The organism is Ruegeria sp. HKCCD8929, from assembly GCF_013031405.1.
Taxonomy (GTDB): domain Bacteria; phylum Pseudomonadota; class Alphaproteobacteria; order Rhodobacterales; family Rhodobacteraceae; genus Ruegeria.
This window is the reverse complement of sequence record NZ_WPZY01000048.1, coordinates 1-21,603: the sequence shown is the minus strand read 5'-3', so window position 1 is coordinate 21,603 and position 21,603 is coordinate 1. Positions and strand designations below refer to the sequence as shown.

The window sequence follows — 21,603 nt, the reverse complement described above, 5'->3', positions numbered from 1 at the left end:
CTGGAACTACTTCAAGGCTGCCGGCTATGTCTCAGGTTAATGGCGGGAGGCTTTAGGCGACAAGGATCAAGTCGCGGGACCTTGCTGTGATTCATGCATCATTTGCGAAGGGCCGCTTTGAAGGCAGTCAGTCTGAGAGCTTGACTTCAAACTGTATATCGAGATATCTCGATTTATGGACTTAGAGCAATCAATATCAGCTTTGAACAATCCGATTCGCCGTCAGATTCTGGAGTGGCTAAAGGATCGCTCAAACTTTCCACCCGCCCTACCGGGCCACGATGACCTTGAAGGTGTATGCGTTGCGTACATCCAGGAAAAGGCGAAGCTTTCTCAGTCCACTATCTCAAACTACATGGGACTCCTGAAACAGGCAGGCTTTGTGATCTCGGAGCGCCATGGGCAATGGACGTTCTACCGACGTGATGAGGAAAACATTCAGGCGTTTTTCGCCGCGATGCAGGACGAGCTTTTGAAGCCTTAGTTCGCGGGAAGTGAAGGCACCTCATGCAGACGTTTGCCAAATTGAAGTGATATATCGAAATATTCCGATGGAGGGATGAAGTGAAGGATGAAGACATAACCAAACTGCTGGGTCAGCCACTCGACCTTCCATGTGGCGGGCAGTTGAAGAACAGATTGTTGAAGTCGGCAATGTCTGACTCTTTGGGTGATGGCAGGGGAAGCCCTACCGAACCGCAGATGCGGCTCTACGAAAGATGGGCCGAAGGGGGCGCTGCGTTGTCGTTGATTGGAGAGGTGCAGGTAACCCCGCACTATCCTGAGAAGCCCGGCAACCTGGTGTTGGTGCCAGACGCGGATTTATCCGCCATGCAGAAGCTGGCCAAGTGCGGATCGGTGAACGGCGCGCATATTTGGCCACAGCTTGGTCACGCCGGTGCGCTGGCACATGGGCCAATCAGTACCCCTAAAGGACCGTCTCCGTTGGACGTTGAAGGATTGCAATGCGACGGCATGACATTGGATGAAATCCATGCGCTGCCCCAAGCCTATGCGCAAGCGGCAGCTCTCGCGAAAGAAGTTGGTTTTGGGGGTGTTCTGATCCACGCCGGTCACGGGTTTCTGTTCAGCCAGTTCCTGTCGCCGCTTTTCAACCACCGGACCGATGCATATGGCGGGTCAGTCGAGAACAGATTCCGGATCATTCACGAAGTCATCGAGGCAGTTCGGCAGGCGGTAGGACCGGCGTATCCGATTGGTATCAAGATCAATTCAACCGACAAACTCGAAGGCGGCCTTACAACGGAAGATGCATTGGAAGTCGTGCGGCTCATTGACAAAACATCAGTGGACTTGATCGATGTCAGCGGCGGTACCTATTTCCCTGGCGCCGCATCGAGTTCCGACGGCACCTCTTCGTCGGGTCCTTATTTTATCGACTTTGCCAAACGGGCCAAGAAAGTGACGAACATTCCAATCGCTTTGACCGGTGGATTTGAGACCCGAGATCAGGCTGCGCAGGCTTTGCGTGACGGATCAGCTGACGCTATCAGCGTTGCACGTGCAATGGCGCTCGACCCAACTCTGGCGAATACCTGGTTGAGCGAGAAAGGTGGGGATCCAGAGTTTCCGATTTTCGAAAATCCGCCGCGGGGAGGTGTCACCGCGTGGTATTCAATGCGGCTGACAGCCCTGGGTGAAGACAGCGAAGACCAGTTCGACCAGAGTCCGGCAGACGCTTTGGAAGCCTACGAAAAACGGGATTCTGAGCGTTGTGTCGATTGGCGAATTCGGTTCGGTTGAAGAAGTCTGATGCCAAAGCCGTTAGCGGCTGCAGCGACGGCAACGTTTGCCGGACCTTGCGGTGACGTAACCATGACAAGTCCCGCAAGGATCGCCAAAAAGCTCTCCATGCTGCTCATTTTGGTAGCGCCTTGGTTCAGTTCCGGGAAGCGAGCCAGGCGTGGATTTCATCATCAAATCGGGCAATCCGGTTTTCCCAGTCTGCCATTTCCTGCTCAAACCCTTCGGCCTCAGCAGCGACACGCGCGTCGCCTTCCTCTCCCAGGCTTGTCATTTCGAAGGTCACGGTCGCGGTTGAGCCACTGCCTTTTGGTACGGCTTCGACTCGGATGAGGGCAATGTTGTTTCCAGGGAATAAGCGGATTTATTCAGCCAGTCCTGCTTCTTGGTCGTACGCCGTGGTGATGAAAGTGAAAGGTCCGACAGCAAAGGCGTCCCCTCTGTGGAATCCATCCCCGCGAAGATAGGTTGGGTTCCATCCCCGATCCCCGACCCAGAGCTTTTCCCCTTCGGCAGTAAAGAGTTGGATAGCGAGATGTGGTGGATATTGCACGTCTACGTTAGCCGAACGGATTATTGGCATGAACGCTTCGCCAGTGGGTGCTGCTGCGTGGCCGTTGGATGAATGCCCGTGTCCATTGCTTTGGGCGAACGCGACGACGGTTGGGGCCGTAAGTCCAATGCCAATTCCCAAAACCATTGCGGCGGCTAGTGCAAGTTTCGGTGTCATGGATAACTCCTACAAGGTCAATTTGAATTGTTACCGCGACACTATGGTACCACAGTAACAGATTCAAGAGACCGGCGGGCTTATCGACTAGCAATCCAGGCCGCAGCACCACCAAGGGCCGTTGCGGTTGTTCTGTGCACAGCCCTCACGGCACGGGTGCTTCTCATCGTTCGCCGGGCCGCCTCGGCTGCCAGGGAGTAAGTGGCAAAGGATATGCCCAGGATCACAACCACTGCGAGGTAAAGCGGCACGACAGCACCCACGGAGAGGCTGCCAGGGCTGATCAGGCTTGGAAGAAGTGCTATGTAGAAGAGCATGGCCTTGGGGTTCCCCAAAGTGACTGCGAACCCCGCTAGTACACGAACGATCCGGCTTCGGCCTTCAGTCTCCGCTTCGCCGTCCCTAAGGTGAACATCGGAGTTCCAGGCCGACCAGGCCAGCCAAAGCAGGTACACAACACCAGCCCATTTGATGACGTTGAGAATTGCTGGGATTTGCAGAGCCATTATCGCCAGTCCACCAAGCGACAGTGAAAGCCATACAATGTCGCCCAGTACTACACCCACACAAAACCATGTTGTGCTACGAGCCCCTTTGGCCAAGACGGTGGCCACAATCGCTGCAAGGCCCGGCCCAGGTAAAAACGCAGCAACGCTCAGTGCTCCAACGAACACGAGAAAATCCCAACCGAGCTCCATGACTACTTCTCGGTCAGCATGTGGCTGTCTTCGGCAGTCAGATCGAGGCCATAGGCGGCTCTCATCTGCTCAATGAAGGCCAGGCCCTCCTCCCCAAACGGCGGTTTGCCCTCGAAGCTGTGCAACACGATGCCCTCGATGAGATCACCCAGACCAATGTCATGCTTCGCCGAAATGGCCTTCAGAACCTGAAGAACCCGCTTCTCGATCCGAACTCCGGTCTGCACCCGTTCGATCTTCTTTTTCTCTCTGCTCATGCTCACCCCGCATTGGCTCTTTACATTTCGGTATATTGGTACCAGTTTACCATTTTACATGCAAGCAGAGAGTCCCAGATGAGTAAAGTAGCAGGACCCTCGACCATGGGAAGCGGTTCATTGACGAACCTTCAGGGGATACTCTGGGCTCTTTTGGCAACGGGATTGTTTGCCGTGGTCGCTGCAATGGCGAAGTTCGCGGTCACTGAGTACCACGTGCTTCAAATTCTGTTCTTCCGTCAAATCGTGGTTTTCCTGTCGTCCCTCCCGACCATCGCCAAAGACTTCCCTGAGGCCCTGAAAACCAAGCATCCTGGACTTCATGGTGTGAGATTGCTTGGGGCTTTCGTGGCCTTGTCCACGAGCATCTGGGCGGTGGCGGCTCTGCCCCTCACAACGGCTATCACGCTCGCGTTCGCCCAGGTGTTCTTTGTTGCGCTTCTGGCCATGTGGTTCCTGAAGGAACCTGTCGGTTGGCATCGGATATCAGCCGTGCTGGTCGGATTCATTGGCGTCGTAGCGGTGATGCGGCCAGGCGTCGATGGTCTGATAAACATCTATGCGCTCATCCCTTTGGCAGGGGCCGTAGGGGCAGCTCTTGCTGTCATCTCCGTACGATGGCTTTCTCAAACAGAGTCGACCGCAACCCTGCTGTTCTATCAAGCTGCGTTCGTCGGACTGTTGGCTGGTATCCCTTTGATCTGGCTGTGGGTCACACCTGATCTGTTCGGCCTGTTCTTCCTCGTCTCGATGGGTGTGCTTGCGACCGTCGGTCAATGGGTCGGGGTTAAGGCACTTCGCCTTGGAGAGGCAAGCGTGATCGGCAACATGCAGTATACGCAATTGATCTATGCAGCGATCCTGGGCTACTTCATCTTCGATGAGGTGCCTGATGTGTTCACCTTGATCGGTGCAGCGATCATCATCGGGTCGGCGCTGTATATTGTTCACCGGGAAGCGATTAAAGAACGAGCTTAGTCGCTTACACGCTTCGAGAGCGGCCATTCGCTGCACCACAGCAAGTTAGTAGGTTTGGGCTGATTCCGTTGAAAAACTCTTCCTTGATTGAGGCGTAAGTCGCTGATTCAATTCCTTCAACAGGCTTGGGGGAATTACCATGCTGGGGCCAAGGCAGGAAACACAAGCGGCGCTCTTCTACGAGTTCTCGCTGGAAGATCACGTTCCCCGAGATCATCTGCTGCGGTCGATTGATCGGTTCGTTGATCTGACCAGCGTCCGCGCATATCTGGCGGGTTTCTACAGCCACACTGGCCGCCCGTCGGTTGATCCCGAACTGCTGATCCGGATGCTGCTGATTGGGTATTGCTTCGGTATGCCCCGAGTTGGCGCGCCCGCAAGTATCGGGCGTTGAAGTCCGATTGCACGGGATGCGCACTAAAAGCCAAGTGTTGCCCGAAATCGGAAGTCCGCGCCATTCATCGCGAAAAATACGAGATCGTCCGAGACTTCACCCGCCAATGCACGGCCTCAGAGTTCAATCCAACTGCCCAGAGGCGGCGCAAGAAGGTCGAGATGCTCTTCGCCCACCTCAAACGCACCCTCGGGCTGGGTCGCCTCCGATTACGAGGGCCCTGCGGCGCTCAAGACGAGTTTACCCTCGCAGCCACCGCCCAGAACCTCCGGAAACTGGCCAAGCTCAAGCCCATGCTGCCCGCGACAGGATGAAACGCGGGTGAGGCTTGTACATCCAAACAAAATCAAAGCGAAATCTCACACAGACGTGCCCAAACCAAAGAGTTTTTCAACGGAATCGGCTCAAACCGGACATTTTCTGCATAGCGAGATGAATTGAGGCGGGGCCACTGGTCCCGCCGCTCTTGTTTCTTGGGCCAGCGGGATTCGGACAAGCCAAACGCACCTGGCCGACGGGTGAGGGCGCCGCCCTCCCCCCGGGCAACCCCATTAGACAAGGCCGTGTCCTCGGCTACGCCTGCGGGCCGCACCACCCCTGTCGAATAGCATCGCCTCGCCCCCTATCTCTGCTAACTCATACGCTGTCGAGCCAGCCGAACCAGAATCGGCCTTTCACCAGCCACGCAATGCCAAACCCGACTAGCGCGCCTGCTTCGCCAAGGAAGATCGGGTGTAAGGACCAGTCTGCGCCCAAGCCAATAAATCCAGCGCCTGCTAGCGCCAGGCTGGTGATCATCAGCACACTGCAAAAATCATAGATGCTATTGCGAATTTTTTTCTGCCAACGAAGGCTGTCGCCCACAAAGTCCTCCGCCCGTTTTCGACGAAACGCGATTGCGGTGAAGTAAAGAAGGATCAACAACAACATTACAGCCGCGCCGATGTGCAATAGAACCGCGCTTGCGAACAGCTCTTGCGGGTTTTCGATGCTCAATCGCTCTGCACCATCGGAAACAGACGCAAAAAGCGTCGCATCTATTGCCAGCGCACTCGGCGTGTCGAGCGCATATGTGATACTGCCGCGCAAGTCGACTTGGTGCCCGCTATCGGTACAGAAAACGTCTAGCTCAGTCGGCACAATCGCGACAATGATCGCGAAAGCAGCAGCAGCCGTTGCAAGCATGCCGTCCCATTTGTTTTCGCCGCGGTAGCGAAACATAAACGCCGAAACAAAGGCAAGAATGAACACGAAAACGGGGCCAGAGCGTGGTTCGTAAAAATAAGCACTGATGCTTTTGCGATAACAACCGGGCGGAAATAGGCTGTCTATCCATAGAACGGCGGGCGCTAGCCCGATGGCCATAATCCCGATCCAAAAGGCAAGCTTACGTTGCCGGGATCGCTGATCCTGATCTGACAGGGCGATGTAAGCGGCGTCAACGGACCTAAGACTCGAAAGAATGCTCAACTTAGCCTCCAAAAATGACTGAGTGAAATGCCAACAGCTTAACGCTCTTGTTCGCGATCCGACAAGCTTCGCCTGTACACCAGACATAATCCCCATGCTAAAACTGGTTTGTCAAAACAGTCGTTTTGTCACTCGTCGCGCCATGACCGAAATCGTTGAAACATCATGTGCCACAAACCCTTGGCAAAACCACTTTTGATTTTGTCACGTTTTTGGCCTTCCTTCTGATAGCAGACACTCGCGCGCTCTACAGCATCGGTGACTTTGGGCTCGAAGATATGCTTCGCCGCTCATAGCGCGAACGACCGCACTAGCCAAGCGAATGGCGGCGCGCGGATCGAGACTGACGAAGGTCAATGGTTTGGTCTGATCTGTCGATGACCGGTTCCGGTCCGTCTTCACTGAGCATATTGCTGCTTGAGCATTGGGCGGCAAAGAGCCCAAACCCACCGCATTCTGATCTGCAACGAATGGCGGCTTACCATCTAGATTCCGATTTTCATCTTTTGGTTTTTTGTAGCTGCCACTCAGGCGCTCAAGGCGTGCAATACTCCGCGAATTTCAGCCAGACCCCGAAGCCTTCCAATCAAAGGGTAACCCGGAAATGTCTTCTTTTGAGGGTCAGACAAAAGTTCGTGACCATGGTCGGGACGGAACGGGATTTGCCAATCTCGGCGCTCTGCAGACTTCCGCGTCTTTTCCTCCTCTAACAGAATGCGGCACAAGGCTGGGATGTCCGTGTCCCCACGCAAGTGTTCGGCCTCTTCAAAAGAGCCATCCGGGTCATTGCGTACATTTCTGAGGTGGGCAAAGTGGACCCGGTCGGAATGCTTGCGCGCAATTTCCACAACATCGTTTTCGGGGTTTGCGCCCAGCGACCCGGAACAAAGCGTCAGGCCGTTGGCCTGTGCGTCATAGGCGTTCATGATCCACGCGATATCATCGGCATCCGAAACAATACGCGGTAGACCGAGAATGTCGCGCGGCGGGTCATCAGGATGTACGCACAATCGCAGCCCGAGATCCTCAGCGGTTGGAACGACTTCGTGCAGAAAGCGTTGGTAATTTGCCCGAATATCCGCAGCATTCATGCCTCGATAGGTGTAGAGCGCGCGCTGCAGTCCCTCAATATCATAGCGGTCATAGGCGCCCGGCATGCCAGACATGATCGAGTTCAGCAGCTCTTTTTGATCTTCGTCACTCGAAGCAACGTACCATTCGTGCGCCTTTGCGATCACCTCGGCGGGGTAATCGTTTTCTGCTTCCGCTCGATCCAACATGCAAATCTCGAATGCGGCCATCCGAAACGCAGAGAAGCGCAGGCAAGTGCCGCCATTTGCAACCGGTGATTTCAACTCAGTGCGCGTCCAGTCCAAGAGTGGCATGAAGTTGTAGCAAACGGTATGAATACCTTCTGCGGCCAAGTTTGCCATGGACTGCCGGTAGTTGGCAAAAAGCGACGCAAGATCCCCGGTGCCCCGCTTGATATCTTCGTGAAGTGGCAAGCTTTCCACCACATCCCATTCAAATCCAGCGGCCTTAATCTTGTCGCGTCTTTTGGAGATTGAGTTGCGTTGCCAAACCTCGCCATAAGGGATCTCATGCAAAGCGGTGACAATGCCTGCCGCGCCCGTTTGACGAATTTCAGAGAGCTGAACCTGATCTAGGGGTCCATACCAACGCCAAGTTTCTTTCATTGCCGGTTTCCTTCAAGGCGTGCGGTGTCGTGAAAATTGCCAACATGCCCCAGGATGGCGACCAATGCGCCGGCGATCCGATGGGTCGGTAGGTCGTCAAAAACAGGGGCCACTTGTAGCAAGCGCTCTACCAGCTCGGCATCGTTTGATGCGTTTCTGGCGGCCTGCAATAACTGCTTTTCCACAGGGTCGTTGAGCCCTGCTTGCCCATCTTTTGAACGGCTTTCGATATACCGGAACCAGGCGGCCACAACCACCAGCAACCTTTGATATGGCTTCCCTGCCGCTAGATTCTCGAACAGCGGCGCCAAAATGCGCTGCGGCAATTTCTGGCTGCCGTCCATGGAGATTTGTTCCAGCAGATGGCGGATTTCCGGGTTTTGATAGCGCGATTTTAGCTGCGCGGCGTAATCGTTCAGGTCCGTGTCTGGCGGCGCGTCCAGAGATGTCGCGATCTCTTCGCGCCACAAGGCTTCAATAAACTTCTCGATACCTTCGTCGCGGATGGCCTCTGCGACGGTTTCATACCCCGCTAGACTGCCAATATAGGCGAGCGCGGAATGAGTACCATTGAGCATTCGCAGCTTCATATGCTCAAACGGAGCGACGTCATGGACCAGCTCTGCACCGACAGCCTCAAAATCAGGCCGCGCGCTATCAACGAAGTCGTCTTCGATCACCCATTGCCGGAACGGTTCGTGCGCCACGACTGCGGTATCGTAGTACCCGGTGGTGCTGGTCGCGCGATCAATCAGTTCTTTGGTCGCGGCAGGCACGATCCTGTCGACCATGTTGCATGGGAATCTGCACTCCGTTTCGATCCAACGCGCCAGGTCCGGGTCGATCTGCGCAGCAAATTCGCAGACGATCTGCCGGGTCAATTGGCCATTGGATGGCAAGTTGTCCAGAGACAGGACCGTGAACGGGCGCAGTCCCTGACGCCATCTCATTCCCAGGGCACGAGCCAGAAAGCCCGGCGCAGATTTTGGCGCGAGGTTTTGCAGATCATGCTTGATATCCGGATGCTCAAAGTCGAGCGCCGCATCTCCGCCACCGCGACAGTAACCTTTTTCCGTTATCGTCAGACTGACGATCCGGGTTGCTTCGGCGGCCATTTCCTGAAGAACCGCGTTTGGACCTTCGGGAGCAACGAGGACGGATGTAACAACATCGACGACCTGAGACTTCAGCCCCAGACCTGACAATTCCAGTGCAGTATAGAGGCAACCCTGGTCAGCCAGCTTGTCACGAACACCCGTGGACCTTAGCGAGACACCAATGACACCCCAGTCGCCTCCTGACTGCGCCATGGCTTCCTTAATGTAGATCGCGCCGTGCGCTCGGAAAAAGGCGCCAAGCCCCAAATGTACAATTCCGGTTTTGGGAGCGGGTTCAGCTCTGCACAGCCTATTTTTACTTACTGATTTCATAGCCGATAGGCCCGTTTTGCGAGGTTGACGGTAAGGTCCTCTGCCAGTTCGAATGCCTCGTCCTCCCGCAGGCGACCAGATGTGATCAGCGAGGCAAGGAAGGCACAATCCACGCGGCGCGCAACGTCATGACGCGCCGGGATGGAACAGAAAGCGCGGGTATCGTCGTTGAAGCCGACCGTGTTGTAGAACCCGGCGGTTTCCGTGGTCAGCTCGCGGAACCGGCGCATCCCGTCGGCGCTGTCAAAAAACCACCAAGCAGGACCAAGTTTTAGCGCTGGATAAACGCCCGCCAGTGGCGCCAGCTCGCGACCATAGGCAGCTTCATCCAGTGTAAAAACAATGAGTGTGAAATTCGGGTCGTGTCCGGCAACGTCCAGCAAGGGCCGCAGGTCGCTTACGTAATCGGTTCTGCGAGGAATATCGAAACCTTTGTCAGCCCCAAATCGCCTGAAGACCTCCGAAGAATGGTTTCGGTACGATCCCGGGTGGATCTGCATGACCATCCCGTCATCCTGGCTCATTTTTGCCATTTCGGTCAGCATTTGCGCCCGAAAAAGTTCAGCTTGTTCCGGTGTATGCGTCCCGCTGACAACGGCATCATACAGCACCTCTGCCTCGCCAGCAGACAGGTTGGCCGTTCTCGCCGTGCGATGGCCGTGATCGGTCGCTGTTGCGCCATGTTCTTGAAAGACTTTGCGCCGGACCCGATGAGCGTCCAGATACCCCTGCCAAGTGGTCGTCTCGCAGTTGGTGATCTCTGCAAGGCGCTGGAGGTTTGCCGAGAATTGCGGGTGATCCGGGTCGATCACGGCGTCGGGCCGATAGGTCGTGATCACGCGTCCGCTCCAATCGGATTTCGCAATCGAGGCGTGGTGCTCGAGCGTATCCAGCGCGCCCTCGGTCGTGGCGATTACGTCGATGTTGAAGCGATCGAATAAGGCACACGGTCGAAACTCTGGCTGCGTCAGAGAATGCGCAATCTGGTCATAAATTTCGTCGGCTGTATCGTTTGACAGAACCTGACTGACCCCAAAAACCTCTTGCAATGAATGGTCGATCCAAAGACGCGACGGCGTGCCCCTAAACAGACAGTAGTGGGAGGCAAAACGCCTCCAAATCTCTCTTGGGTCCGTTTCGAAGGCAGCGCCGTCAATCGGCTTCAAGCCCAGATCCTCCAGCCGAACGCCCTGCGAATAAAGCATCCGAAAAACATAGTGGTCTGGAGTCACAAATAGGGCCGCCGGGTTCTCAAATGGCTCGTTCCTTGCAAACCAGGCAGGGTCCGTATGGCCGTGCGGGCTCACGATTGGTAGGTCACGGATGCTTGCAAAGAGTGCCCGGGCCAATCCCAAACCTTTTGGGTTGACCGGGAATAGCCGATCGTCATCAAGAAGTTTCAATGCTCTTGTCTCTTTTCTTGGCGCTGTTTGTTCAGCTTAGTCTTTGAAAAACACAGCTGCTTTTGCCCAAGTCAGCGTACAGGGCCCGTAACCGCGCCGTGCGGCTTCGATCTGCATGACCTGCGAATTGTCCACGAATACGTTCACTTTCGGCCCATAGGCGTTGACGTAATAGGACATGACGTCCTGATCGTCCGCCTCGAACATGAGGTCACGAACCTCGAAATCCGCGGCGAATTCATCGACGAAATCCCAGCGTTCCTCGCCCAACTTCACGTTTTCGAATACACCTTCGGCCTCAATCAAGATCTTCCAAGCCCCATTCTCCATTGCACGTTTCGCCTGTGCCTTCTTGCGCTTGGAAAAGGTGCGTCCGTCAACGACCGGTTCGTGGGCAAAGGACAGTCCGCATTCGACGATCGGCTTCATGCCTTTACCGTTCACATAATCCAACAGATCCGCCAGATCTTCGTCGTCAATGGTGCGGGCGATGACTGAGATTTCCATGACGTCAACGCCCAGCCCGGCGGCGTAGTCGATGACCTCTCGGGTCGCCTGTGATCCCGCGCTCAGCGCCTGATCCATGATCGGGTTGCCTACTGCGACACGTACACCATGGTCATGACTGCGCCGGATCACCTTTTTGATCTCGTCTTCTGGAATGAAGGTCAACTGGTTGGTACCCAGCTTGACGACATCGGTCAGCGCGCCGTAGCAGGTCAGGTAATCCGCAAAATACTGGCCCAGAATCTTGGGCGCACGGACATAGTTGATGCCGCGTTCGCGCGGCTTGGCCTGTCTTTCGATCATGCCATTGCGCGCTTCTACAAAGCTCTTTTCACTTGTCATGTTTGTTTCCTATTCGAATTGACGTGGCCGCGGTTTCTCGGCGACCACCCAGCCACCACAGAAGCGGCAAGAAGTCTGCAATGGCTTCTCAGCGGCCACCTAACCACCACGGAAGCGGGATGAAATCGGCAATTATGCCGGCCGGGTATTGAAGCGTCAGCACGCCTGAAAGCGTCCAGAGGATGATCAGTACGGCCGCCGAGACAGTGATCGATATGAGATACTTGCTACGGTCGTGCAGCAGAATGAACCCGTTGATCAAAGCCACGGCAGCAATTGGGAAACCAAGCAGGAAGACGAGACAAAGGAACACGGGGATCAACGCAAAAGCACGTACCTGATCAAACAGGGTGCCATGGTTCTCAAAAATGTTTCGGGACATGGTCCGCAAGGCTGCATTAGAGTCAATCACGCGTTGCATTTCTGGTCTTTGCTGCATCATTTGCAGACAGGCAATGGCCGCAAGCAGCAACAGCAACACGCTGCTCAAAGCGATTGGATAGACGCTGGCGCGGAAATCCAGGCTCATGACCTGAAGGATCATGGTAAGTGGAAACAATGCCACAAGGCAGGTGAACATGGTCTGTTTTCCTGCTTCTTCCACGGTTGACTTGCCATCTGGTGTCATTTTTTGCCGCAAAAGCAGGAATATCGTGCCAAATGCCAGAATGATCAGAATGATCGACCCGGTGCGAAACAAGAAGGACAGACCGTAAGCTGCGCTAACCTGATAACTTAGCAATTCGATTTTTGATGACAGGAAAAAACCGATCAAAAGTGCTGGTCGCGACCAGCCGTAAGTCTTGAACATCACGCCCACCGCACCGAACAACATCAAGGCCACAAAATCGATCCAGTCGCGGCCGTTGTTAAAGGTGGCGAAGAAGATCAGAACAACCAGGATGGGTGCCAGAATGAAGAATGGAACGCGGGTAAGCTGCGCCATTGGCCGCGCCAAAAATAGGCACAGACCTGCACCAACCACGTTTGCTACGGCCAACGACCATATTATCAGATAGGTGATGTCCAGCTGGGTCGTGACCATCTCGATGCCAGGCTCGATCCCGACGAGAACCAGGCCGCCAAGTAGGAGTACCTTGTTCCCGGATCCAGGGATCCCGAACAGGATCGTCGGAATAAGCGCCCCGCCCTCTTTGGCGTTATTAGCCGATTCCGGTGCGATCACGCCGCGGATGTCTCCGGTGCCGAGCGTCTCAGGGTTTTTGACCGTCTGCTTGGCATGGCTATAGGCGATCCAGTCGACGACGGTTCCGCCAAGTCCCGGCAAAGCCCCTACAAGCACACCAACAGTCGAGCACCGGATAATCAGAAACCAATTTCTGACGGCATCACGCATGCCGCGCAACCAGCCTTTTTCAAGCTTCCCGCCGCCCGCAACCGTGGATTTTGACTGAAGAAGACTAACAATTTCCGGCACCGCAAAGAGGCCCAGACCCATTACGACAAGTGGAAACCCATCTGAGAGGTACAATGTTCCGAAGGAATATCGCGGATCGCCGGTGATTTGGGCCAGGCCAATCGTACCGATCACAAGGCCAATCACGCAACTGGCCAGACCTTTAAGAAAATTAGCGCCGGTCAATGCGCCGATCATGAGAAGAGCCAGGATGATAAGGAGGAACTGCTCGCCAAAGCCAAAGGACATGATTAGCGGTTTCGCGAAGAAGATCGAGATACTCAGGATCACGGCCCCGAATAACCCTCCGGCCAGCGATGAAAGGAAAGCGGCGGACAAGGCTCTGGAAGCCTGACCTTTCTTGGCCAGGGGGTGGCCGTCCAGGACTGTCGCCTGCGAACCCGCTGTTCCTGGGATGCCCAGCAAAATCGCCGGAAAGGTATCCGACGTGGTCGTGGGCGCCAACACGCCGACCATCATCGCCAGGGCAACACTTGGCTCGAACGTGTAAACAAAGGGAAGCAGGATTGCCAGGCCTGACGTTCCGCCAAGGCCGGGTAAAATGCCCAACGTCATGCCAAGCAGCACCCCAGCCATGAGATAGGGGAAATGGGAAATCTGGAACAGCTGCGTAAGCGCTGAGATGAACATTTCAAGTTCCACATCGACCTCTTTCGTAAGTCTAATTGATCGTACACTGCATAGTTCGGCGCTACTTGTTACAGCGCACCTGGAGTCCCGCAGGCGAGCATCAAACCTCTGATGATGCTGTAACAATGCTTATGCAGAGCGTTTAAGAGACGACTGGCCCCGAACAAAAAACCGGGGCCAGTTCAATTCACCTTTCCTGCTTCGAATTCACTCGATACGATAGGTCAGATTGAAGTGAGCAATCGCGTCATTAAACTGCTGCTTGCTCGCGTCAGAGAGGTCGACAGCCTTGCCGATGATGCCGCGCACGTCTTCGCCGATCACGACCGGGAAAGGCCCGATATTCTTGGGGGCAGCTTCAATGAATTCGGCATCCCTGGTCATTTCCTCGACAGCCTTCCGCCATGCATCAACGATTTCCGCAGGGGTGCCGGCGGGCAATACCAGGCCTTTCGAGGCTGGGCCCCAATTGGCCGCGATCACCTCATAGGCTTCACGTTCTGCGCCTTCCAACGGCTTGCCGTGAACTTTTTCGTACATTTCAGGGAAAGTCAGTGCGCCCGGCGAATAGGACGGACGCTGCACCGAACCGTCGGGCTGCAGCACGCCAAGGGTCATGAATTGATGCACTTTACCATCGGCAATATCCTTGCTGATCGTTTTAAGGAAATTCCCTGTCCCGTGCGAAGCCATCTGCAGCTCACGTCGCTGGAAGGACTGATATCCAGCAGAGCTCGACAAGCCAGGAATGGGACGCGCCCCGTCCACGCCCAGCGTTTTATAGATCCAGAGGTGGAACATATCCGCCGAGGCAGCCGTCTTGAACGGGAAGAGCGCAACTGGTGCCTCACGAAGGCGGGAAATATCATTGGGGCCATCCGCCAAATCCGCGTGTGTGACCCAATGAGTTGTGGTCGCAAGCGACAAGACAGGTTCGTACGATAGCAGGTCGAATTTTGCGAGCGGATTGCCGGTCGCTTGCTGCATGTTTACCGAAGACGACGTCGCAAGCGCAATTGTTCCGTCGGTTTCCTGGTTGTCATGAAAAAAGTTGGCGCCCTTGATCGTACCACCACCCGGCATGTGCTGGAGTTGGATTACGGGATTGCCCGGCAGGTATTTGGACAGATACGGCTGGAAAAACCGGAACGTACGCGACGTGCCGCCACCCTCTTTAAACGGGATGATGATCGATACCGTTTCACCTTCAAAATTCACCTCTGCAAGCGCGGTGCCTGCCGACACCGACAACACCCCTGCCGCAATTACGCCGGACATGGTCTTTAGCGATTTCTTTAGCATTTTGTTCTCCTCCGAATTTGGTTGCAGCTCCTCAGTGCAAACCAGTTTGGCGGTGCGAGGATGATGCCTCAGCGCCATTGATGTTTGGCTACCCTGCGGATTTTGTTGACGCCAACGGGTACCAAATGCCGGCATTCCGAAATCAAGCCCTCCGAAACGCGCGATGTCGTTGTCGATTTACAGGTCGGTTCGTTGATGTTGCTCCTCTCGCTCGCCCCCCAGTCGCAGCACCCTTATTTCTGCTCTGGTTGGCGAATATTGTGATATCGTTATCACACCCGGCCGCATAATCTACTTGTGACGCACCGGGTTCAGTTCCGGATAACGGTCGAACAAAAGGTTCGCCGGTCTTTCACCCGATCTTAGTGGGTCAATGAACATGACCTGACTTGGCATGATGTTGGTGACGTTACAGTCGCTGCCAAACATCTCGAAATAGTCCAGCAAGTTCGTATACCACAACATCTCCGCCTCTTTGGTCGAAGTCACCTCGAAGGCTACGCGATCCTTGCCCAAAATCTCGCGGACTTCATTTAACACGTCTTTTGCGGCATCTTCCTGTATCTCGATTTCTTCGTGGTCGATCAAAAGCGTGAAGGCACCATGCGCCAGAAACGGCTCCGCACCTTGGGCGATTTCCGCTGCGGTGGCCGGTGCATCGACAATGTCGGCTCGGCCCTTCCGCCACCCACGTTCGGGATGGTGCTCGTAGATTATACTCATCCCGCAATCTGTGGCGCGCTGGCGCCACGCTTTGAGTTGTTCGTCGGGGACGTCACCAAAAGTGTTCATGAATTCGATCACCGGAAACCCGAGCTCAGCGCCCGCTTCGATAGCTTCGTCGACAACCCCGTTCTTGTAAGCCCGAAGAAAGAACCCGTGGTCCAGATAGGGCAGGACGTCGTGCTTTTTGTAGAGCTCAACCTTGCGCTTCACCCATTCTGCGGGGTGATTCAACACCTGCGTAGTCGCGATTTTCACATAATCAATGCGTTCTCCCGCAACGTTCAGGAAATCCTCTAGCTCCGTGAGGCCCATGCGCTCATGATACCAGGGAGCTTCGTCATACCCCACGTCTTTGGCCCAAATCTGGTTCGTTGTTCTAGGTTTTGGCTCTATGTCTCTCAGACCGAACACCTTGGACATGGACATCTTTTTTTCCTCGTTCATTTTCCTATGGGCGCCTAGGGTGCCGATTTGCACTGCCAATCGGGCACTATCGCGCCGCTTCGTGATAACGTTATCATATAGATTCGAGCAGAGTCAACATTCAATTCCCCGGGTACCCATGTTGTCCGGCATTCTTTAAATGGAAGGAAAGATAACCGCGTAAAGGCGGCAATTGATCTTGCGAGCCAAAACGCGCGTCAAGGTGCGTTCGCATTTGGCGCATTGTAAATGCATCCAAAGCCGGTGGCGTGGACCCAAAATCGGATTGCTAGTCTACGCTGCCTGACGTTGCTGGGCCCATTGATCCGCGCTCTAGCAGTTTGCAGCCCAACAATTGTCTTCTTACCGGCCCCTCTTTAGAAGATCTAATTTTGTCCAGTAACGCAACCGCTGCGGTACGGCCTATTTCTCTTCGATTTTTTTGAACAGTAGTTAGCGGCGGATAACTCACCTCACCCGAAAAAATCCCATCCATTCCAACAACGGATAGGCGGTCGGGCACGTCGATCCCTTTTTCATTTGCGACTTGCAGTGTCGCGAGCGCCAGAATGTCATTTGAAGAGAATATCGCAGTTGGCAGATCTGGTTGGTCAAGAAATGAATTCATGATCTTTCGCGCTGCAACAAATGAAGATGTTGAGCTGACACCGTAGTCACTTTCTAATATCAAATCTGAGCCAACTGACAGCCCTCTTTCGCGATGAAACTCACGAAAGAGTTCCGCCCTCCAGTTTGACCCAGACCGCATGGAACCACCAACGAACAGGGCAATGCGCCGATGTCCAAGTTGGTACAATCGTTCAAGAGCAAGACGCATTCCGCTGCGACTGTCGTTACCGACAGTATCATGCATCGAGAATTTATCCGAGTTGGAAAGAAGGACAAATGGAGTTGATTGGAGCGCGTCAAACCTGGTTGTAGAAGCTGAAGGAGAAATTATTGCTCCTTCCACGCATGTGCGCACCATATAGTCAAAGTGCTCCTGCTCAACGTCTGTGTCCCAGTCATTATAAAGTTGAATGACGCTGTAACCTTCCGCTCTCAACACCTCCTGAATGCCCTTCACCAACTCGGGAAAAAACGGGTTGGTTATGTCGGCGATGGATACGGCAATCGAATTAGTCTGCTGCAGCCTAAAGTTGGCAGCTATTGCGTTTCGCTGATAACCGACTTTTTTAGCGGCTGCCAGGACACGCTTTTTTGTGCTCTCCTTGGTGCGGATGCCGGTTTGTCCATTCAGAACTCTTGCAACAGTTGCCTGTGACACTCCACACTCTTTTGCGACGTCAACTATCGTTGCTCTTTTTTTCATCGATTTACCCGTGCCATATTTTCGCTCAAAGGCGCCTGCCGGCCGAAGAGTCCTGGTCTGGTCGTCCGGTAAAATTGTTAGCGCCCAGTGGGCATTTGGTCCAATGGGTTGGTACTTGTCAGCTCTTTCAGCCAGCCTTACGGAGTGCTTTGGACTGATTCAGAGAACATTATCATACATTTGTCAGCTTTGCCAAACAATTCTTGATAACGTTATCAGATAAAGTTAGATCATGGTACAAATTCAGATTTGGTTGGCGACACAACCCAGGAGAGGACGAATTGAAGCTTAACTTGCTCGCCATCGGAGAGGTGATGGCCGAAATCCGCAAAGGAACGTCTGGTGACTTCAAGGTGGGATTTGCCGGGGATACATATAACACAGCGGTTTATTGCGCGCGCGCGCTCAACCAACCGGGCAGTGTCGCGTATAAGACAACCATTGGGCGTGACCCGCTTTCAGCTGGCTTTATTGATGCGGCCAGAAGTGAGGGGATAGATACAAACCAGATATCGACAAATCCTGAGCGAAAAATCGGGGTCTACGCAGTATCCACCGACGCGTCAGGCGAACGCACCTTCTCCTACTGGCGCGCAAGTTCCGCTGCACGGGAAATGTTTACCGATCATGAAGATGCGCGAGCGCTTCCAAATTCAAGAATTGTATACCTCTCAGGAATCACACTGGCCATTCTCCAACCAGATTCTCGTCAGGCTCTGATGAACGAGCTTCGGGTTTTGTCGGAATCCGGACAAAGCCTGATCGCGTTCGACTCCAATTATCGCGCCCAACTGTGGGAAAGAACGGATGCCGCACAGGCATGTGTCTCTGAAATGTGGGACATCGCGGATATCGCGCTACCCTCAATCGATGATGAGATGGCGTTGTTCGATGAACCCAACGAAGACGCTGTCATCTCTCGATTTCTAAAAAATAAATGGGAAGCCTGCGCGATAAAACGTGGAGCGCGAGGACCAGTTTCGCCTTACCTTGAGCCATGCGCGCACCCAAAATTCAAGACAGCAGAAATCGTGGTCGATACAACAGCGGCTGGCGACAGCTTCAATGGCGCATATCTCGCGGCAAAAATTCAGGGCCAAAGCGAAGTTGAGTGCATGTTGGCTGGTCACAACTTGGCTTCGAGAGTCGTCTCTGCTTCTGGAGCAATAGTTCGGTAATCGCGAAGGTAAGATGGTCACGTCCGTCAAGGTGGTGTAATTATGCGAGTGGCCTGAGGTCATGATCAGGCGGCTTGGGTAGTGATGCTGAGAATAGGATCGGTCTCCTCGGTATCGATCTGCGCGAAGGCTTCGACCTGCATGTAGCGGTTCTGCGTCTGCCATTCGTCGTTCTGCTCAAACAGCACTGCGCCGATGAGGCGCATGATCGAGGCCTCGTTGGGGAAGATGCCGACGACATCGGCGCGGCGCTTCACTTCCTTGTTCAGACGCTCGATCGGGTTGGTGCTGCGCCACTCTCTGCGGCGAGCCTCAACAGGTCCTTGGAGCCCTTTGCTGCCCTTCATCGGACAAGCCAACTTCGCTCATGCAGCACGTCGCAAACCTCTCAAACCGGACGCTCGCATGCACCATGCTTGAACTGGGAAAAATTCGGACGAAACCGCCGTTCGCTGCAATTGCAGCCAAGAATAGCCCGGCCGGCAGCTTATGATCAAAGCGGAAGCATAGCGAACATCAGATGCAAGTGCCTTTTGCCCAAGGCTTTAGCGGCGGGCAATTTAGCGTAAATGAGCCCTCGGAGCGTGCATTTAAGGGGCCGCTGACTTAAGTCTTTGGAGCCTCATGTTTTGAAAGGCACGAACTATGCGCTCACGGGTCCAAACTATTCTAACCTTACTTACAGTTTTGACTGGCTCAATTGCTCAATCTGCAGACCTTCCGAAACCTGCATGCGGTGGTGTATTTGGCTTGTGTGGATACGTGGACCCCGATGGCGACACCCAGATTCCCTACAAGTTCGAGAAAGCTCGCGCGTTCCGCTATGGTTTGGCGGCGGTTCGAGTTGAAGGCTTGTGGGGGTTCATTGATCCATCTGGAAAAATTGTGGTTCTTCCTCAATTTAAGGCTGTTGGCGATTTTCAAGAGGCCCGCGCAGAAGCGGCGATAGGTGAAGGCGTCGGTGTCATCGACCGCAAAGGTCAATATGTCATTCCGCCGAGGTTTGACCGAGCGATTCCCTTTGCCAGAGACGCAGCATTGGTGGTCGAACGCGATGACAGCACAGAGCCGTGGGCAGCACAGCGCCTGCACGGGGATTTTCTTTTCGATTCATTTCGGTTTTACCGGCATCGCGATGGCCGGTTGAGTGAGGGTAGTCACAAATTTCAATGGTTTCGCCGCCCCGCTGATGGCAACGCCTCCTTGATCTGGGCCTCCCCAACGGCATCGGGTTCGGTCTACGGCCTCATGGATGCACAAGGTGCGTGGGTTGTTGAGCCTCGCTTCAGGCACGTTCAAGCTCTTCACGATGGGCTTGCCGTGGTGAGGGATACCAAATGGGGGGCTGTCAACGAAGAAGGCCATATCGCGATCCCACTTCAGCACGAATGGCTCAGTTACTTTGAGAACGGCTACGCAGTGATTGGAGGCCCGGAACCATACCAATCACGCAAGAGTGGGCTAATCCGTTCAGATGGGACCGTTGTGGCCGAACCGATTTATGACAAAGCGGATCGGCCCGGTGAGTCTGGCGGTTTACCTCGGGTGAAACGCGATGGCCTTTGGTACTGGATTGAAAACGGAGAGCTGATACCGGATGGCGCACCCGATGGTAGCGTTGTCGCCTCGTGTCCCCAAGGCCTGAAGGTGGTGCGCCAGGGTGCGAGTTTCATCGTTACTGATATAGAGGGAAATCCCGCCTTGCCCGAGCCAGTTGGTCATGTTGCCTTTGGGGTCGCCAATGACAATGGCGCAATCTCAGGGGCCGCGTTGAGTTCCCACGACTTGGATTGCCAGGCGCCAATCGTTGTTGTTCTTGGGGACGTCAACGAGCGCAATACACGTTCGACCTATGTACGCCCCAATGGTCGATTGCTGTTCGAACCAAGTCGTTTTTTTAAGTCCGCAAATAGATTCCACATGGGCCATGCAGTTGTTCAGACCGATGGTCTCGGCGAACAAGAGAAGTGGGGCATCATTGATGTGAACGGTCAATTCACACTCGCACTCGGTATTAACCGTGTCCGGCCAAATGGCAGGATTTCAAAGATTGCCGGAGCGCCCGTTTTTGCACTGGAACGCGATGATAGCATGAGTCTAATCAACGAGTACGGCTTGCCACTAACGGATGTTGAATCTGCAATTGAGGATAAGCAACGAAAAAGCGCGCTATCCTGTCTCGGAGGCTCAACCATCATCCATGAAGGCGACCGGTTTGGCATCGCACGCGAAAACGGTGAAATTCTCGTTCCGGCCATTCACCGCGCGATAAGTTGTTATCGCAATGGTGTCGCCTGGGCACCCAAGGAAGATGCCGGGAAATGGTGTCCGATTGGTCCGAACGGACGATTTCGCAGTGTCCCTGCTTGCATTCAGGCATTCTATCCGATGCGGGTATCGCATCACTACCCAGAACAGTTTGCCGACGATCCATTTGAAAACAGCGTTCTTTGGCTGCGTGCCGGCCTTAGATACGGATTGGGGTTGCGCGAAACACCCCCAAGATGGATTGGTGACGGCGTGCAAAGCCGCGCTTCATACTCTGTCTTCCCGTTTTTTCCCTGAGTTGCAGTTAAAGGCGCATGACGGGGTCTTGGTCTAAGTGCCTTGCATTGGTTCGATACCGACATCTGATCACCTCGCTCAGGCATTTGGCCGGCGTCTGGGCTTTCAAGGTCAGCAAAGCGTCGGATTCCAGACACGCTGCACAGGCGAATTCGGGCAACGTGGTTGACTTCCGCAGTGGGGCTCTCCTGACACCTTCGCCGCGATCTGCACCAAGGGCCGGTCTGGGATGGATCGACTTTCGCTATGCGTCGCATGAACTGGTAGGACGCGGGACTTTGCTGCCGTTGCCGTTCCGGGCGTTTGCTGACGCAGCATCCATTCGCAGGTACCGCATG

18 protein-coding genes and 3 pseudogenes are annotated in these 21,603 nt (G+C 54.5%); 8 read left to right on the top strand and 13 right to left on the bottom strand.

From position 1 onward, the window contains the following. Window positions 1-175 precede the first annotated feature (175 nt). The 3 genes from GOX53_RS26475 (at window position 176) to GOX53_RS26465 (ending at window position 2,062) form a co-directional block, all read left to right on the top strand. Window positions 176-484: a helix-turn-helix transcriptional regulator gene (locus GOX53_RS26475; RefSeq protein ID WP_171181737.1), complete on the top strand. Its 309-nt coding sequence runs from the start codon at window positions 176-178 to the stop codon at window positions 482-484. An 80-nt stretch (window positions 485-564) separates the two neighbouring features. Beyond that, window positions 565-1,764 carry an oxidoreductase gene (locus GOX53_RS26470; protein WP_371810441.1) on the top strand — a complete coding sequence of 400 codons (1,200 nt, stop codon included), beginning with the start codon at window positions 565-567 and terminating at the stop codon, window positions 1,762-1,764. Window positions 1,765-1,924: 160 nt separating this feature from the next. After that, on the top strand, window positions 1,925-2,062 hold the full coding sequence (locus GOX53_RS26465; RefSeq protein WP_171181735.1) for a hypothetical protein: 138 nt from the start codon (window positions 1,925-1,927) through the stop codon (window positions 2,060-2,062). A 66-nt stretch (window positions 2,063-2,128) separates the two neighbouring features. Here GOX53_RS26465 and GOX53_RS26460 read toward each other — a convergent pair whose 3' ends face one another. The 3 genes from GOX53_RS26460 to GOX53_RS26450 all read right to left on the bottom strand — a co-directional run bounded on the left by GOX53_RS26460 (window position 2,129) and on the right by GOX53_RS26450 (window position 3,449). Continuing rightward, window positions 2,129-2,494 (bottom strand): hypothetical protein, encoded by a 366-nt coding sequence (locus GOX53_RS26460; protein ID WP_171181733.1) that lies wholly within the window; start codon window positions 2,492-2,494, stop codon window positions 2,129-2,131. Window positions 2,495-2,574: 80 nt separating this feature from the next. Then, window positions 2,575-3,192 (bottom strand): LysE family translocator, encoded by a 618-nt coding sequence (locus GOX53_RS26455; RefSeq protein WP_171181731.1) that lies wholly within the window; start codon window positions 3,190-3,192, stop codon window positions 2,575-2,577. Between the two features lie 2 nt (window positions 3,193-3,194). Beyond that, on the bottom strand, window positions 3,195-3,449 hold the full coding sequence (locus tag GOX53_RS26450; protein ID WP_171181729.1) for a hypothetical protein: 255 nt from the start codon (window positions 3,447-3,449) through the stop codon (window positions 3,195-3,197). A gap of 78 nt (window positions 3,450-3,527) precedes the next feature. Here GOX53_RS26450 and GOX53_RS26445 point away from each other — a divergent pair, with 78 nt between their 5' ends. The 3 genes and pseudogenes from GOX53_RS26445 to GOX53_RS30395 form a co-directional block, all read left to right on the top strand. Continuing rightward, window positions 3,528-4,427, top strand: coding sequence for a DMT family transporter (locus GOX53_RS26445; RefSeq protein WP_217351950.1), 900 nt, complete (start codon window positions 3,528-3,530; stop codon window positions 4,425-4,427). A gap of 139 nt (window positions 4,428-4,566) precedes the next feature. Next, a pseudogene (locus GOX53_RS30400) lies at window positions 4,567-4,785 on the top strand (IS5/IS1182 family transposase); the annotation flags it as partial. 17 nt (window positions 4,786-4,802) lie between these two features. After that, a pseudogene (locus GOX53_RS30395) lies at window positions 4,803-5,135 on the top strand (transposase); the annotation flags it as partial. Window positions 5,136-5,457: 322 nt separating this feature from the next. Here the strand turns inward: GOX53_RS30395 and GOX53_RS26435 are convergent. From GOX53_RS26435 to GOX53_RS26395, 9 genes are all read right to left on the bottom strand, one after another. Beyond that, window positions 5,458-6,291: a hypothetical protein gene (locus GOX53_RS26435; protein ID WP_171181727.1), complete on the bottom strand. Its 834-nt coding sequence runs from the start codon at window positions 6,289-6,291 to the stop codon at window positions 5,458-5,460. 527 nt (window positions 6,292-6,818) lie between these two features. Further along, the gene (gene uxuA / locus GOX53_RS26430) at window positions 6,819-7,988 is read right to left on the bottom strand and encodes a mannonate dehydratase (RefSeq protein WP_171181725.1); all 1,170 of its coding nucleotides are present in this window, start codon (window positions 7,986-7,988) and stop codon (window positions 6,819-6,821) included. After that, on the bottom strand, window positions 7,985-9,352 hold the full coding sequence (locus GOX53_RS26425) for a mannitol dehydrogenase family protein (RefSeq protein WP_171181723.1): 1,368 nt from the start codon (window positions 9,350-9,352) through the stop codon (window positions 7,985-7,987). Before GOX53_RS26425 ends, uxuA begins: the two co-directional genes overlap by 4 nt. Before the next feature lie 62 nt (window positions 9,353-9,414). After that, window positions 9,415-10,821: a glucuronate isomerase gene (gene uxaC / locus GOX53_RS26420; RefSeq protein WP_171181721.1), complete on the bottom strand. Its 1,407-nt coding sequence runs from the start codon at window positions 10,819-10,821 to the stop codon at window positions 9,415-9,417. Between the two features lie 36 nt (window positions 10,822-10,857). Next, complete coding sequence (locus GOX53_RS26415; RefSeq protein ID WP_171181719.1) at window positions 10,858-11,670, bottom strand: phosphosulfolactate synthase; 813 nt, start codon at window positions 11,668-11,670, stop codon at window positions 10,858-10,860. Window positions 11,671-11,758: 88 nt separating this feature from the next. Next, window positions 11,759-13,750 carry a tripartite tricarboxylate transporter permease gene (locus GOX53_RS26410; RefSeq protein ID WP_371810440.1) on the bottom strand — a complete coding sequence of 664 codons (1,992 nt, stop codon included), beginning with the start codon at window positions 13,748-13,750 and terminating at the stop codon, window positions 11,759-11,761. 195 nt (window positions 13,751-13,945) lie between these two features. Further along, window positions 13,946-15,040 carry a hypothetical protein gene (locus GOX53_RS26405; protein WP_171181717.1) on the bottom strand — a complete coding sequence of 365 codons (1,095 nt, stop codon included), beginning with the start codon at window positions 15,038-15,040 and terminating at the stop codon, window positions 13,946-13,948. Window positions 15,041-15,331: 291 nt separating this feature from the next. Further along, entirely contained in the window at window positions 15,332-16,192 is an 861-nt protein-coding gene (locus tag GOX53_RS26400; RefSeq protein WP_171181715.1) for a phosphosulfolactate synthase, read from the bottom strand. Between the two features lie 286 nt (window positions 16,193-16,478). Continuing rightward, window positions 16,479-17,522, bottom strand: coding sequence for a LacI family DNA-binding transcriptional regulator (locus GOX53_RS26395; RefSeq protein ID WP_171181713.1), 1,044 nt, complete (start codon window positions 17,520-17,522; stop codon window positions 16,479-16,481). 281 nt (window positions 17,523-17,803) lie between these two features. Between GOX53_RS26395 and GOX53_RS26390 the strand changes: the two genes are divergently transcribed. Beyond that, entirely contained in the window at window positions 17,804-18,700 is an 897-nt protein-coding gene (locus GOX53_RS26390) for a sugar kinase (protein WP_171181711.1), read from the top strand. A gap of 65 nt (window positions 18,701-18,765) precedes the next feature. Here the strand turns inward: GOX53_RS26390 and GOX53_RS26385 are convergent. Continuing rightward, window positions 18,766-19,005 (bottom strand): annotated as a pseudogene (locus GOX53_RS26385) (transposase); the annotation flags it as partial. Window positions 19,006-19,345: 340 nt separating this feature from the next. Here GOX53_RS26385 and GOX53_RS26380 point away from each other — a divergent pair. Next, window positions 19,346-21,265 carry a WG repeat-containing protein gene (locus GOX53_RS26380; protein ID WP_171181709.1) on the top strand — a complete coding sequence of 640 codons (1,920 nt, stop codon included), beginning with the start codon at window positions 19,346-19,348 and terminating at the stop codon, window positions 21,263-21,265. Window positions 21,266-21,603: the final 338 nt, after the last annotated feature.

Bases quoted from the DNA above. Each gene is read 5' to 3' on its own strand.
- GOX53_RS26475 (WP_171181737.1), top strand. From the start codon at position 176: ATGGACTTAGAGCAATCAATATCAGCTTTGAACAATCCGATTCGCCGT.
- GOX53_RS26460 (WP_171181733.1), bottom strand. From the start codon at position 2,494: ATGACACCGAAACTTGCACTAGCCGCCGCAATGGTTTTGGGAATTGGC.
- GOX53_RS26455 (WP_171181731.1), bottom strand. From the start codon at position 3,192: ATGGAGCTCGGTTGGGATTTTCTCGTGTTCGTTGGAGCACTGAGCGTT.
- GOX53_RS26450 (WP_171181729.1), bottom strand. From the start codon at position 3,449: ATGAGCAGAGAGAAAAAGAAGATCGAACGGGTGCAGACCGGAGTTCGG.
- GOX53_RS26445 (WP_217351950.1), top strand. From the start codon at position 3,528: ATGAGTAAAGTAGCAGGACCCTCGACCATGGGAAGCGGTTCATTGACG.
- uxuA (WP_171181725.1), bottom strand. From the start codon at position 7,988: ATGAAAGAAACTTGGCGTTGGTATGGACCCCTAGATCAGGTTCAGCTC.
- GOX53_RS26415 (WP_171181719.1), bottom strand. From the start codon at position 11,670: ATGACAAGTGAAAAGAGCTTTGTAGAAGCGCGCAATGGCATGATCGAA.
- GOX53_RS26405 (WP_171181717.1), bottom strand. From the start codon at position 15,040: ATGCTAAAGAAATCGCTAAAGACCATGTCCGGCGTAATTGCGGCAGGG.
- GOX53_RS26400 (WP_171181715.1), bottom strand. From the start codon at position 16,192: ATGTCCATGTCCAAGGTGTTCGGTCTGAGAGACATAGAGCCAAAACCT.
- GOX53_RS26395 (WP_171181713.1), bottom strand. From the start codon at position 17,522: ATGAAAAAAAGAGCAACGATAGTTGACGTCGCAAAAGAGTGTGGAGTG.
- GOX53_RS26380 (WP_171181709.1), top strand. From the start codon at position 19,346: ATGCGCTCACGGGTCCAAACTATTCTAACCTTACTTACAGTTTTGACT.